Origin of the sequence: Emticicia sp. TH156 (genome assembly GCF_002855535.1) — a bacterium.
GTDB classification, from domain to species: domain Bacteria; phylum Bacteroidota; class Bacteroidia; order Cytophagales; family Spirosomataceae; genus Emticicia; species Emticicia fluvialis.
On record NZ_PKRS01000001.1, the window covers coordinates 735,211 to 750,895 of the forward strand.

Here is a 15,685-nt window from a genome sequence, read left to right on the forward strand (position 1 = left end):
AGTTTTTTATAGTTAAGTTGGTGCTTATTAATTTGCTCCGCTTTTAAAATCAATGCCCAATACCTGCATCATGATTTGCGTAGGCAGGGTTTTCTGATTTTTAAATACGAAATAAACATCATGCACACCCCCAGATGAAATTTTAACAGGTGCCATTACGGTTCCTCTTCTTACGGCCATCTGCATGTCTTGTCTTACACCAGGAATTGGCGGCGGCGCTTGCTGTGCTCCGTTATTAGCCTGCGGGCGGAAGGCCGCCGGTTCTTTCACCTCTATCATCTCGGTTTTGCCTGCCAGTGGGCCGGTTGGTGAATCTAATCGGATTTCAATAACGCCCCCGGCTGCTCCTACACGGGTAGTTGCCTGCACGTAGAAGTCAATCTGGTCTATGTTGGTTAAATCTATTTTGTTGTAGGCAATGTAAGAGTCGGTACCAACAATAAAGAACGACTTAGACGGGGTCATTACTTTTTGTGTTCCTTTGGCTTTATCGGCCAGCTCAGGGTCAAGGAATGAGTTTCTCAACACAATGGTTTCTTCCGATTGCAGCGCAGGCATCAGTTTGGTGCCTCTGTCTTTGTAAGAAGCTCTCAGCACAAATGAGCCGTTCTCTTTTTGCCCGGCTGGTATAGCAGTAGTGTAGCTGCCTTTGGCAGGATACGACTGCACCGCTTTTTTCTCGCCTATGCTCAGGATATATTCTACCATCGATGTGGCATCAGTAACCGAAAGCTGCGGGTGGGCACTCATGGCGTGGTCTCCCCAAACGCCCATACCACCGCTGATTACTTTCTTGGCCAACTGCTCTTTTATTCCGGCATTACCTCTGTATTTATTGGCAATATCGGTATAGCTTGGCCCCACCGATTTTTTGTCAATTACGTGACAGGCCTTACAGTCGCTGGCTTCAATCAGTCTTTGGCCGGTTGAGGCAAAAGCGGCGGCATCTGCACCCCGGTGGTTTTGCGAAACCTCTATTTTATCATAGCCTATTGGCATGTAATCTATATTAACTGCTACCTGCTCGGGTTTAATTTTACCGTTGCTCAGGCTTCCGTCTTCTTTGTCTGTTACTTTTACTTCGTATTCAAGTGGTTTATTAGGGAAGTAGAACGTTCTGTTTCCTTTCAAAATATCAAATACAACGGTTGGAGGTTCGTTGCCCACTTTAATATCCAGCGATTTACTGTTTTTAGCACCTTTCGCATCTGTAACGGTTAAGGTTGCTTTATAAATGCCGGGTTTATCGAAACTTACAGCAGGATTTGCTGTTTTAAAGGTTCTTGTGCCAGCGGTTTTGTTGCTTACAGTCCATTGATACGTAAGGGCGTCGCCGTCGGCATCAGTTGTACCTGCAGAAGAGAAATTAACTTTGAGAGGAATTGCCCCACCTGACTTATCGGCTGCAATCTGAACTTCCGGTTTGCGGTTAACTGCATTATATTCAACTTTTACCAGACGGGCGTTGTCGTTACCTCTGAACCAGGCCGTGCCGTATTCAAGCACGTACAGGTCGCCGTCAGGTGCAAAGTCAATATCTATGGCGCTGCCAAAGTCTGTATTAGGCATAAAACGCTCCATTGATTTATAATTGCCGTTTTCGTCCATCGTTACGCTCATAATCCAGCCACGCATAAACTCTACAATCAGCCATTTGCCTTCATAATAATCAGGGAAAGGGCGTTTGGCCAACGGGAAATCAGAGCGATGATACACGGGTCCTCCGGTTGCGCTTCTGCCCGAGCTACCCACCAGCGGAAACTCTTCAGAAATAGCATAAGGATACCAGATAAATGCTTTTTGTGCAGGCGGCAACTCTCTTAAACCTGTGTTATTGGGTGAATCGTTGATAGGTTTGGCGGGGTCAAACTTCGAATCGGCTTTGATTTTGTTGGTAGTAAAATCCCAGTCGGCATACACTTTGTTGTCGCCGATGAAATACGGCCAGCCATAATAGCCCGGGCCTTTGGCCTGGTTGAACTCATCATAACCACGCGGGCCACGCTCTGAATCCTTAGAGGCATCGGGGCCTACTTCTCCCCAATACAAATATCCTGTTTTGGTGTCAATACTTGGTCTCCAGGGGTTACGATGACCCATGGTATAAATTTCAGGACGGGTTTTAGGAGTACCAACCGGAAACAAGTTACCTTTAGGTATAGAATACGTACCGTTGGCTTCTGGTTTAATTCTCAGAATTTTTCCGCGCAGGTCGTTCGTGTTAGAGGCCCCCCGCTGGTCGTCCCAGTTTTCCTGATTCGGACGCTCATCAATAGGAGCATATCCATCAGAGTTACTGTTACTGGTGTTATTTCCTACTGTCAGATACAGGTTGCCCGACTTATCGAAAACCATACCCCCGCCTGTGTGGCAACACTCTTGTCTTTGGGTTGGTACTTCCAGAAGTATTTTCTTAGACGCCTCAACGAGTTCTTCTCCTTTCAGCTCCCAGCGTGCCAGTATATGTTTCGGCTCGGCGGGGTCTGCATAATACATATAAATCCAATGGTTTTTTTCAAAATCGGGGTCTTGTACCAATCCCATTAAACCTTCTTCCGCTTCGCGCTTTACCCCCTCGCGGTTTGTGTATTTAGTATTAACCGGAATAGTGGCAAGCGTTTTTATTTCTTTAGTAGCCGGGTTAAACTGTTTCAAGGCGCCTTTACGCTCCACAAGCAATACCCGACCGTCTTTCAGCAAGGCCATTTCCATGGGTTCGTCCAGCTTTTCGGCCAGCACAACTTTGGTAAATCTGTTTTCTTCAGGAACCTGGGCCAGGCCTTGAAAGGCAAAAAAAAGCCCCGTTACAAAGAGACTTGTAAACTTCTTGTATTGCATCATTGATAAAAAAGGTAAACGGGTTTATTTTGAATAGTTTAATAGTTTCAGTAATTCATCAATGCTTGATTCGCTCACCGGAATCTCATGTGCCCCGATTCTGATTCTTTGCCCTCTGATTGATTCAATTTTATCAGTATTCACAATAAAAGATTTATGAATCCGCATAAATTGTCTGGTTGGCAATTTTTCTTCTATTGCCTTCATCGTCGACTTGGTAAGAACGGGCTTGGTTTGGGTTGTGAGAAAAATTTTGATGTAATCTTTCAGCCCCTCAATATGGGTTATATCTCTGATGGTAATTTTTACCAGCGAATACTCGACATTTATGAAAAAAAATTCGGGAAATTCTTCTGGTTTAGGCTGGGCAGGGTCGGCTGCGGTTGCAGCAACCGCCGGCGCAGGAGGCATTGTGTTTTTACGATGAAGCTCAAGCGCTTTATAGGCTGCTTTTGTAAAGCGGTCAAGGCTTACGGGTTTCATCAGGTAGTCGATTACATCTAAATCATAGCTTTCAACCGCATAGTTGGCATAGGCCGTTACAAAAATAACCATTGGTTTTTCTCTTAAGCTCTGCAGAAACTTTGTTCCGAGCATACCCGGCATCTGAATATCCAGAAACATCAGGTCTATTTTTTCTTCCTGCAAAGCCTGCATGGCTTCAAACGGATTTTTGCAGGTACGTACCAATTCCAGAAAAGGTATCTGTTTGATGTTCTCTTCCAGGAGCTTGCGCCCCATACTTTCGTCGTCAACGGCAATACATCTGAGTGTCATGAGCCAATTGTTTTTAGTTGCAAAAACAGAGAAACAATAAACCAGTTGTTCTCTTTTTTTATGTCTAGTCTATGTTTATCGGCATATAGTAGTTCTAACCTGCGTCTGACGTTCTTCAGGCCTATGCCCGAGCTGCTGTCTTTGTCTTCAGGAAGCTCAGGGGCTATTTTGTTTTTTACTTCATAAAACAGCTCGCTACCGTTACATCTTACCAGAACATCAATCAGCGGCGAGTCTATCATGCCCACTCCATGTTTAAATGCATTCTCTACAAAAGGAATCAGCAGCATAGGTTCTATAATCTGCGAGCCAATGTTTCCTTCTGCCTTCATGTTTATTTCAACGTCTTCTTCAAACCTTACCCTCTGCAATTCTATGTAGTTATTCAGGTAATTGATTTCTTTGTCCAGAGACACCTGCACGTCGTCGGCTTCGTACAACATATAGCGCATCAGTTCAGATAACTGAATAGTTACAGCCTCTGCAGCTGCCGACTTGGTGCGTATCAGGTACACAATGCTGTTCAGCACATTAAAAATAAAGTGCGGGCTTATCTGAGACCGCAGGAACGACAACTCTGCCTGCAGTTTTTCCTGTTTTTCTTCCTGCTTGGTTTTTTCCTGGTCGGCCATGTAAATAATTAAACCGTAAACAGTACTGATGGCACTTACAAAAAGAATAGGGAAAATAGTCTTTAGTTCAAAGATAACAATTTTATGCCCACTCATGTCAACCGGGTTTTCCCAAAGCCAGAGTTTCAGAAAATACTGAACAAACATAAAAATAATACTCATTACAAGTACTGAAAACACATAAGAACCTACCCCTCTTTTCCTGAGAAAATAAGGCATCAGAATTAAAGTGTTAATAAAAAACTGAGGGATATGCGTAACAGACAGCGGAACGATGTGTGTCAGATACCAATGGTCTCTGTCCGTACCGTTCATTAAGGCGTTAATGATTGGCCAAATAGACCAGACTCCCCAAAAGAAGATATGAAATAAAACCCTGAACAGGTGTTGATAAGATATTTTTCTATTGAATATAGTCATTAAGTATGAAAGAGTTTTTATAAATAATTGCACTTTTTATTTTTCCTTACGCACAAAACCAAGGGGGTTTCTAAAGTACAAAGCCTAAACAAATCTATATTATTAAAATAACTCAATGTACACCAAACAGACCAAAGTGTTAAGTCTGACGACAAAACTGCTCAAAATGCAATCAAAACCTGATTTATGGCCTGTTCTGTACCTTTTTTGCACTTTATAAGCTACATTTTATCTTTCATCTTCACTCTTCAAGATTTCATCTATTTACTGAAAAAGTACCGGAAACACCTGTTTATTTTGGTGAAGTAAAAATACAATCAAGCGAAAAAAATTATAAAAAATAAGACAATGAAGAAGTTTATCAGTATCCTTAGTTTGGCAGCCCTCGTTGGTTTCTCTGCTGCAGCGCAATTTCCGGGCGGGCCCGGCGGAATGGGCGGCCAGAGAGGAGACGGCAATGGCCGCCCCAATAATGCCCAGCAAACACCCCAACTTAACCTTGATGGAAACGCTCCGAAGGGTAATTCGAAAATATCCGGCTTTGTAGTTGATGAGGCCGTAACAACCGCGGTAGAGTTTGCCAACATAGCCCTTTATAACAAGGCAACCAACAAAGTGGTAGACGGAACAATGGCCGACGAAAAAGGAAAATTTTCTTTAACCAGAGTAGCCGCCGGCGAGTATAAGCTGGTTATCAGTTTTATTGGTTATGCTGACAAGGTAATTGATAATATAAAAGTTGAAAAAGGAAAAGATATTGACCTGGGAGTAATTAAATTATCTACCAGTGCCAAACAATTGGACGAGGTGACGGTAACCGCCGAAAAATCAATGATAGAAGAGAAAGTTGACCGCCTTGTATATAATGCAGAAAAAGATATAACATCTAAAGGTGGTGACGCAGCCGATGTATTAAGAAAAGTACCTTTGCTGACGGTAGACCTTGACGGTAACGTTTCGCTACGTGGTACGTCTAATATCAGAGTATTAATCAACAATAAGCCTTCTACCATTATAGCCAGCAGTATTGCAGATGCGCTTAAAATGATTCCGTCAGACCTCATCAAGTCGGTTGAAGTGATTACTTCACCTTCGGCTAAATATGATGCTGAGGGCTCAGGTGGTATCATTAACATTATTACAAAAAAGAGTTCTATTGAAGGTTTAACTTTAAACCTGGACTCGGGTGTAGGCGTAAGGGGCTCTAATCTGGGCCTGAACGGCAATATCCGTAAAGGTAAACTGGGTATCTCAATGGGTGGCGGTGGCCGGGCTTTTTATAATAAGGCGGCTACTTCACTAGACCAGAGTACTTTAAGGGGCGGCAATACAGTGTTGACCAAACAAACTGCCGATGCCTTTGACAACGGCTTGTTTGGAAGATATAATCTTGGGTTTGACTATGACATAGCCAAGAACCAGTCGCTTACCGCGGGCATTAACCTGGGTACACGTAATTTTATCAGAACGCAAGACTACACCACCAGTCTGTATACCAATAATGTTTTTAATTCTACGGCATACAGAAATGTAGACAGCAAAGACCTTTCGAGCTCAATTGATGTCAACCTTGATTACATTCGTACTTTCAAACCATCGCAAGAGTGGTCGGTTTCAACACAATACAGTAAGAGTAATCTTAAAAACAACTTTCTGGCAGACTTACTGAACGAATCAGGAACCCTTACAAGCCGCCAGAAAAACCTGAACGGTAATACTAATCAGGAGTTTACGTTGCAGACTGACTTCCAGACCCCGATAAAACAGAATCAAGTATTTGAAGTAGGCGTGAAAGGCATTTTCAGACAGGTAAACAGCGATTTCAGCTATCTTTTTGCCGGGCCGACAGGCGACTTTGCCACTGATGCCAGAAACCCATCCGGCTTGCTGGACTACTCGCAGAACATAGCTTCAGGATATATGTCATATACCTACTCAACCAAAAATAAGTATGTGTTTAAAGTGGGTGCCCGTTACGAATACACAACTATTGAGGCAAAAGATCAGGTAAAAGATATTAATATACCTTCTTATGGTAATCTGGTGCCTAGTGTAAACGTTTCAAAAACTATTGGTGCCACTACCTTAAAGGCGGCCTATAATAAGCGCATTCAGCGCCCGGGCTTGCAACAGTTAAACCCTAACTTTAATGCAGCCAACCCGCAGAATATTACCATTGGTAACCCGAGCCTTCGTCCGGAAATAACTGACAATTTCGAACTAAGCGCCAGTGCAAACATCAAAAAGGTTTATCTGAACGCCTCGGTGTTCGGCCGCCAGACCAACAATTCTATCTTGCGCCTGAGCGTACCTTCTGACACCCTGGCCGGTGCAATTGTTACCACATTTGAGAACATAGGTAAACAACAGATGTATGGTACAAACATATTCGGAAACCTGAACATTACTCCCAAATGGTCGGTAAATGCGGGTATTGACCTTTATTACAGCTATCTGGAAGGTATGGCGCAGGGCTCAGACGGGGTGTCGTCGCTTATCAGTAACGACGGTGTGGTTATAGGTGGCCGTCTGCAAACGCAGATTCAGCTGAAAAACGGCTGGGGTATTCAAGGCTTTAGCTTTTTCAGAGGTAACCAGATACAGTTACAAGGTACCCAGGGTAGCTTCTATATGTACTCGCTTGGTTTCAGAAAAGATTTCAAAAACAAAAAAGGAAGCCTTGGCTTGGCTACCGAGAACTTTCTGGGGGGTATAAAAGTAAAAACAACATTAAACTCGGCGCAGTTTAATCAGGTTAGTGTTAATAATATCTACAACCAGAACGTGAGGCTGACATTCAGTTACAAAATAGGAAATATGAGAATGGTAGAGAAGAAAACCAAGTCGGTTAAGAACGACGACGTGAAGGCAGGAGAAAGTAACAATATGAACAACTAAGGATTTTCAAAATTAGGTTTTTTATAGTTTTGTTTTAGTTAAAGGAGCTATCTTTCATTGATAGCTCTCTTTCTATTTTTTAGGCTTGATACTCTTGATAATGTCTGCTTTTCTCAGGATGATGCTCCAGACGGCAAAACCTGAATTATCGCTAAAACATAGTTTCCCAGCCCCTTTTTCAGCTGCGACAGGAGCCGTGTAGATATAGAGCGAGTCGCCAATGCTTTGAATATTGCTGCTCAAAGTTTGTTTCTGAGCCGCAATATCTGCATAGGCTTCAAGCACTTCTTTTTCTTTGGCATACAGGGTTTTATTGCTGCCAATGTCTGGCTGGCCCAGTAAGCGCACCTTCAGGTTATACCTCTTTGCCACTGAATCAAGCAAGGGGATATTTTTAAGCTGGCATATTTCTTCAAGACGCGCCCCTGATGCACCTTTCAGTTGTTTTTCCAGTTCGCCTGACAAATCAGTGCTTATCCGGCTACCCAACACTTCTACCTGCTCCATTATCTGGGCAGGCGACACCTTCTTTATTTTGTGTCCTTCCATTTCCTCTTTCACTTCGGTAGTATCCAGACGTTCCACGTTTGAGCAGGCAAACTGGGTCAGACACAAGCTTAGTATTAAAACACTATTCTTAGCCATGGTTTTCTATTAAACAAACTCTTTACCTTTCGTTCCGGCTGTAGCCACAAACTCTTTAACTTTCTGCTCATCTTCCTTACGGCAAATCATAAGCACGTTATCGTATTCAGCTACTATGTAACCATCAAGGCCATTTACAACCACCAGGCGGTCGGCAGGAGTTTTGATGATTGAATTACTGGTATTATATAACAAAGTGTTACCGTCTATTACGTTCTGGTTTTCGTCTTTGTCTGAAATCTCATACAATGATTTCCAGGTACCGAGGTCAGACCAGCCGATATCAGACAGCACCACAAACACGTTTTCGGCTTTCTCCATCACACCATTGTCAATTGAAATACTTTTGCACTGAGGATACGCTTTTTTAAGTGCCTCGGCTTCACCGGCAGTGTAGAAGTCTTTCTTGATTTCTTCAAATGCTTCAGCCATTTCAGGTAAGAACATTTCGAAAGTCTTTTTGATAGTCTTCACATTCCAGATAAAGATACCGGCGTTCCAGACAAACTCTCCGCTTTCTACAAACTTAACAGCCCACTCAAGGTCTGGTTTTTCAGTAAAGGTTCTTACCCTTTTAATATCGCCTTCCGACTCTGTAAACTGAATGTATCCATAACCCGTATCGGGTCTGGTTGGTTTAATACCCAACGTTACCAAAACGTCGTTACTGGCCGAAAAATGCAAAGCAACGTTGATTCTCTTACGGAACTCTTCTTCTTTCAGAATGATGTGGTCTGCAGGAGCAACCACGATATTGGCATCCGGATTTTTAGAGGCTATTTTATAACAGGCATACCCGATACACGGTGCGGTATTTCTACGGTTCGGTTCTAGTAATATCTGGTCGTCAGACAGATACGGCAATTGTTGTTTTGTTATATGGTAGTACTCTTCGCTGGTAACAATGTAGATGTTTTCTTTTGGGCAAACACCTTCAAAACGTTCAACAGTTTGCTGAATCATTGTTTTACCGATTCCCAGTACATCATGAAACTGTTTTGGGTTGGTACTACGACTAAACGGCCAGAATCGTGTTCCGACTCCTCCGGCCATAATGATTACATAATTGTTTTCCATTAAAATCGCTAAGTGTTAATATAATATCAGAGTAAATAATCAAGGAATGTACAAAAGTTGAGAATACAATCTTATTGCTTACTTAGATGCTATTGAAGATTTGATAATTCTTTGGTTTATTGAGAGTATTCTACTTCTGAGTTATAAGCTATTTCAAAATCAACTGCATGTAAAACTACATTTTCTTTAACATTCCACCAAAATTAAGTTTGTGTTAATCAGATTTACGGCTTTATATCCAAAAATATCTATTTTTTATACAGTAAACACCCAGCTATGCCCTCATTAAGGTGGCCGAATTTGTTTTGATGCTTACATGGCTGGCTTTCATAAAACCGCCTTGCGCAGTGCCCTGGTATTGTTGGCAGCTTAACGGCGTTACGCTATCAACAGCCAGCCATGCCGGGGTGTTGCCAATCAAAAACCAAATCGATAAGTAAAACAGTTAAATAGCTGTTATCTGAGGCATTGGGGGGTGGTTAGTCCCGAAAACTACAGCAAAAATTAAAAAATGGTACCGAAAAGTAATGCTCCGGAGCATATATAATTATTTTTTGGTAAAATTGTAAAATTTTTATAAAATCAAGCGATAGTATGCTTGCATATTACTTTTTTCTTTTCTATGTTTGACACAAATTTACGTTTTGTTAACCCACTAACCAATACCCCCATGTTCAAACTTTCCGTAAAAAAATTATTATTCGGAATCTGTTACTTATTTGTTACCCATATTGTATTTGCTCAAACCAAAGTTTCAGGTACTATAACAGATGCTGTTACTAAAGAGCCTTTGATTGGAGTAAGTGTGCAGGTAAAAGGTAAGGTAATTGGTACGATTACCGACATTAAAGGATACTTTTCTTTCAGTACGTCTACACCTCCGCCGTTTACGATAGTAATATCTTCGGTAGGTTATGAAAGCCAGGAAGTAAGTGTTTCAGGCAATAATGCTGCTATTACAATTGCATTGAAAGAGCAGTCCATATTAGGGCAGGAGGTTGTAGTTGCGGCCTCTCGTGTAGAAGAAACTGTGATGAAATCGCCGGTTGCTGTTGAAAAAATGGATATTCGTGCCATTCGTGAAGCAGCGGCTCCGTCTTTTTATGATGCCCTTGCAAGCATGAAAGGTGTAGACATGACCACCCAGGGCTTATTGTTCAAATCAATCAATATGCGTGGTTTTGGTGCAACCGGAAACCCCCGCACCGTACAGATGATTGATGGTATGGATAACCAGGCACCGGGGCTTAATTTCCCGGTTGACAATATTGTGGGTATGCCAGAACTTGACGTTGAAAGCGTAGAGTTACTTCCGGGTGCTGCTTCGGCTCTTTATGGCCCCAATGCCATTAATGGTCTGATTCTGATGAACAGCAAAAGCCCGTTCCTGTACCAGGGTTTAAGCGCAACGGCCAAAAGTGGGGTCATGACGGCCTCAAACCGTACTACTGTTACTACGCCGTTCCACGATTTATCGCTTCGTTATGCAAAGGCATTTAATGATAAGTTTGCCTTCAAGGTAAACCTTTCTTATATAACGGCTAAAGACTGGCAGGCTAATAATTACACCAACCTTAACCTGGGTGGTGTACAGGATGGCTCACGCGGAGCAGGTGTAAAAACAGACTACGACGGCATGAATATCTACGGCGATGAAGTGCAGGCAAACATGACAACCGTAGCCAACAGCATGATTAACGCCGGTTTGCTTCCTTCAGCCGCAGCAGGGCTTATTCCGGCCAATACTAATGTAAGCCGCACCGGTTTTAAAGAAGTAGACATGATTGACTACAACACCAAAAGTTTTAAGACCAATGTTGCCCTGCACTATCGATTGAACGAAAAAGTGGAAGCCATTGCACAGGTTAACTATGGCTATGGTACCACTGCCTATACCGGCACCGGCCGTTATTCGTTAAGAAACTTTAACCTTACGCAAGCCAAGCTTGAGTTGAAAGGCGACAATTTCACGCTTCGTGCCTATACAACGCAAGAGCGCTCAGGTCAATCCTATTTTACTGGCTTAACGGCCGTTTCAATGCTTAACTCTATCAAGCCGCATGAAACTTGGTTCGGGCAATATGTAGGTGCCTTCGTTCAGGCCAGAAGTGGTGGTTTGGCTGCAGACCAGGCCCACCTTGCAGCCCGCGCAGTAGCCGACCAGGGAATGCCTCAACCGGGTACGGCCGCTTACGATGCCTTGCTTGAAAAATACAGAGATTTACCAATTGCCAATGGTGGTGGTGCCTTCTTAGACAAAACCAACATGTACCATGCCGAAGGGGTGTATAACTTCAAAAATCAGATTAAATTTATTGACCTGCTGGCTGGCGCCAACTTCAGAAAATATGATTTACGCTCTGACGGAACCCTGTTTGCTGACAGAAAAGAAGGCAGAAACGGCAGCATTGGTATTAACGAATATGGCGCGTTCGTACAGGCTGCTAAAAGTCTGTTTAAAGACCACTTTAAAATTACCGGCTCTTTGAGATATGATAAAAACGAGAATTTTGAAGGACAGTTTACACCGCGTGTTTCAGGGGTTGCTTCTTTTGGTGAGCAGAATATCCGTGTATCTTACCAGACAGGTTTCAGAATTCCAACTACTCAGAACCAGTATATTGACCTTAAAACACCAGCCGGAACACTGATTGGTGGTCTGCCTGAATTTGTGAACAGATATAACCTGAACAAGGGTATTGCATTGCCTGTGTTGAATGACTTCCAGGCTAACCCAACAAAATACATAACACAGACTGTTTTAGCACAGGCACAAGCCTATGCTACACAGGCTGTAAATGCACAGTTGCCAGCCATTAAAGCAGGTGTTACCGCAGCGGTGCAGGCTCAGGTAACCGCTGGCGTTACGGCTCAGGTAAATGCGGCTGTAGCAGCCGGACAAATACCTGCCGACCAGGCTTCTGCTGCCATTGCTGCTGGTGTTGCACAAACAATGGCTTCGCCTGCCATACAAACAACCATTGCAAACAACGTTCAAAGCACTGTGGTTACTCAAATTACAGCAGTTACCACTCAGGTGGCTCCTGCTTATGCTTTGGCCTCATTACCTAAGTACTCGGCCAAGACCCTGCAACCAGAGCGCATCCAGTCAGTTGAAATCGGTTACAAAGGCTTAATAGCTAAAAAACTATTTGTAGATGCTTATTACTATACCAGCACCTACCGAAACTTTATAGGTGGGGTGTCGGTGGTTGTACCTACGCAAGCTGCCGGGCCGGGTCTGCCGATTGAGTCGGGCGTATCCAGCGCAAACACAAGATTGGGTTATTCAAGACCAGCCAATACCTCAGAAAAAATAAAAGTTGACGGCTGGGCAATTGGGCTGAATTACTCGCTCGTTAAGAGTTTCTACCTGAGCGGTAACATAGCCAATAACCGTTTGAAAAACTTTACGCCATCGGCCGAGCAACAATATGCAGGCTTTAATACACCAGAATACCGTTACAACCTTGGCTTTGGTAAAAGATTGGGCAGTGGTAACAAGGTAGGCTTTAATATTAATTTCAAACATCAGAATTCGTTTGTTTGGGAAGCCAGCTTTAACCAGCCAACAACAACTGGCATCGGGTTCTTTTCAAACACTACTGTGCCGGCCATTAATACCATAGATGCACAGGTAAGTCTTAAATTACCAAGCATTAAGTCTATCCTGAAAGTGGGTGGTACCAACATTGGTGGCAAGCCATACATTCAGGCTTACGGAAGCGCATCGGTAGGTTCTATGTATTATGTTTCGTTGTCGTTTGACGAACTTCTGAACAAATAAGATTTTATTAATTTTCATAATTTTCTTTGGTTTAAGTTAAAAAGAGCTTCCGTTTGGAGGCTCTTTTTTTATTGACTGGCAACAGAAAGTTTCATATAATTACGATTTTTCATATTCTGTTTATAACTTTACAACCGTAATTATTAATTAAACTCATTATCATGAATAAAATTAAAGTAGCTAATCCCGTTGTTGAGCTAGACGGTGACGAAATGACGCGAATCATCTGGCGTTTTATTAAAGAAAAATTGATTCTGCCTTATATTGATGTAGATATTAAATATTATGACCTTGGCGTTGAGTATCGTGATGAAACAAATGACCAGGTAACTATTGATGCAGCCAATGCTATTAAAGAATATGGAGTGGGTATCAAATGTGCTACTATTACGCCTGACGAAGCCCGTGTAACAGAGTTTAATCTGAAACAAATGTGGAAATCGCCAAACGGCACAATCCGTAACATTCTGGATGGTACTGTTTTCCGTGAGCCTATCGTTTGTAAAAACGTGCCTCGCCTGGTTTCTAACTGGACCTCCCCCATCATCGTTGGTCGCCATGCCTTCGGTGACCAATACCGCGCTACTGATTTCGTAGTTGATGGCCCTGGTAAATTAACCATGAAATTTGAAGGCGCTGACGGTACCGTTAAAGAGTTTGATGTTTATAACTTTAAAGGAGGCGGAGTAGCCATGGGTATGTATAATACCGACGACTCTATCCGCGGTTTTGCGCACTCTTGTTTCAATGTGGCGCTTAACAAAAAATGGCCTTTGTATTTATCTACTAAAAACACCATCCTTAAAAAATATGATGGCCGTTTTAAAGATATTTTTGAGGAAATCTATCAGGCAGACTACAAAGCTAAGTTTGAAGCAGCGGGTATTGTATATGAACACCGTCTGATTGATGACATGGTGGCATCTGCCTTGAAATGGAACGGTTCATTTGTTTGGGCTTGTAAAAACTACGATGGCGACGTACAGTCTGACTCTGTAGCGCAAGGTTTCGGTTCATTAGGTTTAATGACTTCTGTATTGGTTACTCCGGATGGCGAAACTATGGAAGCAGAAGCAGCTCACGGAACGGTAACCCGCCACTATCGTGACCACCAGGCCGGAAAACCAACCTCAACTAACCCAATTGCTTCAATTTTTGCATGGACCCGTGGATTGGAGTTCCGTGGTAAAAAAGACGGCAACCAGGAGCTGATAGATTTCTGCCAGGCTTTGGAGCAGGTTTGCGTTGAAACGGTTGAGTCTGGTAAAATGACCAAAGACTTGGCGGTTTGTATCCACGGAAACAAAGTAACCCACGGTGAGCATTACTTATATACGGAAGAGTTTTTGGACGCATTAGACCAAAATCTGAAAATAAAATTAGGCAAATAATACATTTTTATTGCTTAACAGGCACCCTGGCTCTTACAGCCGGGGTGTCTTGTTTTCAGGCCAGGCAATACCAACAGCCGCTTTCATCTAAACAAAATGGTAGCTTAAACGTTTTTTGGTTATATGAGTAGGTATTCAAAAAAACCATATCCTTAAACCTGATGCCATACAAAGTTGGCTTCTGAAATAAATATATACAATGGCGAAAACAATACGGTGGGGAATTATCGGAATAGGGAAAATTGCAGAAAAATTTGCAACCGACTTAGTGAACGTACCGGATACGGAGCTGCACGCGGTTGCTTCTACCTCTTCAGAGCGTGCTGAAAACTTTGCGAAGAAATTCAATGTGCCCCATTTTTATAGCTCTTATGAAGAAATCTTCAATGCCCCCGGCTTAGACGTGGTATATATTGCCACACCTCATACGGCTCATGCGTCGGCTGCTATTTTGTGCCTCAATAATAAGATACCTGTACTTTGTGAAAAACCTTTTGCCATGAACCTGAAAGAGGTGCAGCAGATGGTAGAAGCAGCAAGGGCAAATGATACATTTCTGATGGAAGCCATGTGGACCAGGTTTATACCCGCTATAGAAAAAACCCTGGAACTGATTGCCGAAGACAGAATAGGGAAGGTGAAAACCATTCAGGCCGATTTTGGCTTTGTTGCGCCTCATATTCCGGAACGCCGCGTACTGAACCCGGCTTTGGGTGGCGGGGCCCTGCTCGACATTGGCATTTATCCGGCATATCTGGCGCTTTTGATATTAGGCTACCCTATTGATGTGCAGGCCTTTACCATTGCTGGCAAAACAGGGGTCGACGAAACTACAAGTTTTGTTTTCAGATATCCACAGGCTACTGCTATGTTAAATGCTACTTATGCCACAAGAACCCGAACAGAAGCGCTTATTTATGGAGAGAAAGGATATATTCATTTACCGGAGCGATTTCATGAAACAAAAACCCTGACGCTTTTTGAGACAGACAATGAGCCGGTTACGTTTTCGTTTAACAGAGAAACACGGGGATATAATTACGAAATTGAAGAAGTGAACAATTGCGTGCGCCACAACAAAAAAGAAAGTGTAAAAATGCCGCTTTCCATGAGCGTGAAACTGATAAGTTTGTTAGATGATATACGCCAGAAAGCCGGTATTTTTTATGAGGGTATTGATGGCTGACAAAAAAGGGCCTTGCTTTTTACGGCAAGACCCT

At 42.8% G+C, this 15,685-nt stretch carries 9 protein-coding genes; 4 read left to right on the plus strand and 5 right to left on the minus strand.

Annotated elements, in window-relative coordinates; all coding sequences use genetic code 11:
* Nucleotides 1-27 precede the first annotated feature (27 nt).
* From C0V77_RS03135 to C0V77_RS03145, 3 genes are read right to left on the minus strand one after another with little or no spacing between them, the layout of a single operon-like run.
* Complete coding sequence (locus tag C0V77_RS03135; protein ID WP_101724839.1) at nt 28-2,841, minus strand: PQQ-dependent sugar dehydrogenase; 2,814 nt, start codon at nt 2,839-2,841, stop codon at nt 28-30.
* 21 nt (nt 2,842-2,862) lie between these two features.
* A complete protein-coding gene (locus tag C0V77_RS03140) occupies nt 2,863-3,615 on the minus strand; it encodes a LytTR family DNA-binding domain-containing protein (protein WP_101724840.1) in 753 nt (250 codons plus the stop codon).
* Nucleotides 3,612-4,562 (minus strand): sensor histidine kinase, encoded by a 951-nt coding sequence (locus tag C0V77_RS03145; RefSeq protein ID WP_158237875.1) that lies wholly within the window; start codon nt 4,560-4,562, stop codon nt 3,612-3,614. Before C0V77_RS03145 ends, C0V77_RS03140 begins: the two co-directional genes overlap by 4 nt.
* Before the next feature lie 453 nt (nt 4,563-5,015).
* Between C0V77_RS03145 and C0V77_RS03150 the strand changes: the two genes are divergently transcribed.
* Nucleotides 5,016-7,565, plus strand: a complete 2,550-nt coding sequence (locus tag C0V77_RS03150) for a TonB-dependent receptor domain-containing protein (protein ID WP_101724842.1) — start codon at nt 5,016-5,018, stop codon at nt 7,563-7,565.
* Between the two features lie 72 nt (nt 7,566-7,637).
* Here C0V77_RS03150 and C0V77_RS03155 read toward each other — a convergent pair whose 3' ends face one another.
* Nucleotides 7,638-8,210 carry a hypothetical protein gene (locus C0V77_RS03155; protein WP_101724843.1) on the minus strand — a complete coding sequence of 191 codons (573 nt, stop codon included), beginning with the start codon at nt 8,208-8,210 and terminating at the stop codon, nt 7,638-7,640.
* 9 nt (nt 8,211-8,219) lie between these two features.
* Nucleotides 8,220-9,287 (minus strand): mannose-1-phosphate guanylyltransferase, encoded by a 1,068-nt coding sequence (locus tag C0V77_RS03160; RefSeq protein ID WP_101724844.1) that lies wholly within the window; start codon nt 9,285-9,287, stop codon nt 8,220-8,222.
* A gap of 670 nt (nt 9,288-9,957) precedes the next feature.
* Between C0V77_RS03160 and C0V77_RS03165 the strand changes: the two genes are divergently transcribed.
* From C0V77_RS03165 to C0V77_RS03175, 3 genes are all read left to right on the plus strand, one after another.
* Nucleotides 9,958-13,074, plus strand: coding sequence for a carboxypeptidase-like regulatory domain-containing protein (locus C0V77_RS03165; RefSeq protein ID WP_101725041.1), 3,117 nt, complete (start codon nt 9,958-9,960; stop codon nt 13,072-13,074).
* A gap of 161 nt (nt 13,075-13,235) precedes the next feature.
* Nucleotides 13,236-14,465, plus strand: coding sequence for an NADP-dependent isocitrate dehydrogenase (locus C0V77_RS03170; RefSeq protein WP_173830514.1), 1,230 nt, complete (start codon nt 13,236-13,238; stop codon nt 14,463-14,465).
* Between the two features lie 199 nt (nt 14,466-14,664).
* Nucleotides 14,665-15,651 (plus strand): Gfo/Idh/MocA family protein, encoded by a 987-nt coding sequence (locus C0V77_RS03175; RefSeq protein ID WP_101724846.1) that lies wholly within the window; start codon nt 14,665-14,667, stop codon nt 15,649-15,651.
* The last annotated feature ends 34 nt before the right edge of the window (nt 15,652-15,685 follow it).

Coding starts and splice junctions, on each gene's coding strand:
- C0V77_RS03140 (WP_101724840.1), bottom strand. CDS start 3,615: ATGACACTCAGATGTATTGCCGTTGACGACGAAAGTATGGGGCGCAAG.
- C0V77_RS03145 (WP_158237875.1), bottom strand. CDS start 4,562: ATGAACGGTACGGACAGAGACCATTGGTATCTGACACACATCGTTCCG.
- C0V77_RS03160 (WP_101724844.1), bottom strand. CDS start 9,287: ATGGAAAACAATTATGTAATCATTATGGCCGGAGGAGTCGGAACACGA.
- C0V77_RS03155 (WP_101724843.1), bottom strand. CDS start 8,210: ATGGCTAAGAATAGTGTTTTAATACTAAGCTTGTGTCTGACCCAGTTT.
- C0V77_RS03165 (WP_101725041.1), top strand. CDS start 9,958: ATGTTCAAACTTTCCGTAAAAAAATTATTATTCGGAATCTGTTACTTA.
- C0V77_RS03175 (WP_101724846.1), top strand. CDS start 14,665: ATGGCGAAAACAATACGGTGGGGAATTATCGGAATAGGGAAAATTGCA.
- C0V77_RS03150 (WP_101724842.1), top strand. CDS start 5,016: ATGAAGAAGTTTATCAGTATCCTTAGTTTGGCAGCCCTCGTTGGTTTC.
- C0V77_RS03135 (WP_101724839.1), bottom strand. CDS start 2,841: ATGATGCAATACAAGAAGTTTACAAGTCTCTTTGTAACGGGGCTTTTT.
- C0V77_RS03170 (WP_173830514.1), top strand. CDS start 13,236: ATGAATAAAATTAAAGTAGCTAATCCCGTTGTTGAGCTAGACGGTGAC.